Origin of the sequence: Marinomonas flavescens (assembly GCF_004352835.1) — a bacterium.
Lineage (GTDB): Bacteria > Pseudomonadota > Gammaproteobacteria > Pseudomonadales > Marinomonadaceae > Marinomonas > Marinomonas flavescens.
This window is the reverse complement of record NZ_SJSB01000034.1, coordinates 1-2,682: the sequence shown is the minus strand read 5'-3', so window position 1 is coordinate 2,682 and position 2,682 is coordinate 1. Positions and strand designations below refer to the sequence as shown.

1 protein-coding gene is annotated in these 2,682 nt (G+C 38.2%); it reads left to right on the top strand.

From position 1 onward, the window contains the following. Window positions 1-50 precede the first annotated feature (50 nt). Entirely contained in the window at window positions 51-2,567 is a 2,517-nt protein-coding gene (locus E0D70_RS17385; RefSeq protein ID WP_133013529.1) for a hypothetical protein, read from the top strand. The last annotated feature ends 115 nt before the right edge of the window (window positions 2,568-2,682 follow it).

Genomic DNA, 2,682 nt, shown 5'->3' with positions numbered 1-2,682 from the left:
TCAACTGCTGATAATTCATATTGGTACTGCTTTATCTGTGGTAAGAAGAAGTGTATCAACTTCAGCAGTTGGCTTCTTCTACACCTGATTTGCAGTGTCGCACTTATTATCTGAATTTAGGGGTAAGCGCTTTAAATGAATTGTTGCTGACAGTTAAAACGGAAAAAGACCCTGAACAACTTAGATGTATTTATAATTTGATAGCCGCTTATACAGTGACTATGTTTACGTGTGCTACTAGTCATCGACGACATAATTCAGTTTTTATTGAACATGCTTGCTGGAGTTACGATCATTCGCAGGTTCTTATTGCTGATAAGATTTTTTTTGGTGAAAGTGCTGTTAGGGTTATACCTGTTCCAGCGGTGTTATCCTCACAAATCAATAATTCTAAGGGGTGGATTGAGCAAATCATTAAGCGCTTAATAGCAATACGCCATCCTTTCTCTAAAACATTAATAGCATCTTTATCCTGCAAAGGTAATACTCCTTTTCTTGGTATTTGGATGGATGATAATACGTTAACTACGGCTGAAACTTCGCAAATTTCAATGTTCTTAGGTAGCGATTGGACACTCCCTCAGAACTGTATGCGACAGTTTTCTTATCAAACCATGCTTCAGCAACCTCAATCATCTCAATATTTAGATCATCAAATGGGGCATGTTTCATCCGCTCTTAATTTTTTTCAGAATACATCCTTAAGAAGCTTGCATGATGATGAGCAGAATCTACATCGGGAATTTATTGGAAATATCTTAAACGAACTTGGTTTTGTGAATTTAAGACGTACCAAGTTTAGTGACACCGCAAAACTTGATACCACTTATTTTTTGCCAGAAACAATCAACGGTAATGACACTATAACGACTAAGCAATTAGCGACAAACGCTTTAACTAGCGTCATGACAGAAGTGACAGCTACTAATAAGTCAGTATATGAGCTTCTTAACGAAAAGCTTGCTGATCAACCATTCATACATGAAGAAGCTCTGAAGCAATTAGAAGCCTTAATGATCGATGATAATGGCAATCAGTTGGATGATGAACGCTTTAAAACCTTGCTTAAAGGTGTCTACTTTAAAAGCCCAAAAGTCGAAACGGTTTTTCCGTATAAAATGCACATCGCTGAGCATAGTTATCGTATTTTATACGCTCAGTTTATTGAGTTAGTTAAAGCACTGTGCAGTCAGCATGAGCATCAAGATGACGATTGTTTAAAGGCGATTTTATTACTGTCGATCATTTTTGATGGAGAGAATTCGGTCAATGAATTTTTCAAAACAAATACTGAGAAAACTTTCACCGTTGAAAATATTTCTTATACCAACCATTATTTAACTGGTGATATTGTTAAATCCCCTGTCATGTTTGCCGGTATCAGTGGCGTCTTATTAGCTCTATTACTTAATAGTACTGCCTTAAACAGCGTGAAGTTCGACATAGCGCAACTAGATAGATATTTGAATAAGATCATAGGTCGAGGTTTGAGAAGTCATTCAAATAACGTTCTGTATTCATTGAGCTCTTTCGTTAGTGCCGCCTTACGTGATTTTAAAGTTGAAACATGGAGTGTTATTACCTTCTTTAAACACATCAGTATCAGTCCTCGACAAGGTGAAACTGGAGTTCTATTTGGGCTACGACAAGGAACGGTTAAAACGAAACATTTATCTTCCCATGCCTTGATGCGTTTGATTTCACCAACACAGTTTTTTCCTCTTAACACCACTCAGGAACTAGCAGCTGTCCAAGAAAAGACCTTGGAAAAGCGATCGTATAAAACGACTAAGGACAAATCGTTTTACAAAGTATTTTTTAAAGAGTTACCGCAAGCACTTGATGACGCTGACAACAATGCAAAGATAGGTATAAGAGCCTATTGGAATCATTTGATTAACGACGGCGAGTCACGAGCTTCTGTTAGCGAGTTGGTAAATCATTCCAATTCGCTGCCTGAAATAATAGTGTTGATTCTTTCCTGGTTACTCGAAGCGGCTTCTAGGCACGGGCAGCGCGATACTGGGTTGCAGGTATCAACAATAAAAACATACTTGTCTACGATTGGTCCTGCGTTGTGTGAGCTATGCACGAATACATCATTACTATCATTAGACTACGATGACCTTATTGATGTTTATCAAGGTGTGATTGATATGGGAGAGCCGACTCACGCTCAATCCAGATCAAAACGACTGATGGACTTCCATAAGCAATGCCGACAATATTTTCCATTCCCCAAAGTAGATTGGCAAGATCTGGATGTGCCATTAGTTGATGAAGCAATTACTCGAAATATCATCACGCATGAGGAATACGAAAGGGCGTTTAATCTTCTGGAAAATGACCAATATCTAACTCTATCAGAGCAAGAATCCTGTCTTGCTGTTCTAATTATAAGTTATCGGCTCATGACAAGACGTGGAGAAACTCGACGTCTAAGAGTAAATGACTGGTGTATGCAAAGTGGTCTGTGTTCGGTGCGCAGTAATGTTTTTGGTAGTACCAAGACGGTGAAGGGGAATAGACGAATTCCTTACACTGTCTTAATGACAGCAGATGTGTAATGGTCTAATGATCTTGGAAGGTCTTATAGCCTATAATTAACTTTAATATAGGAAGTAAATCATGACCATTAATCCTCGTAAAACACGATTAAATTACACACCCAAACAGAGGTAT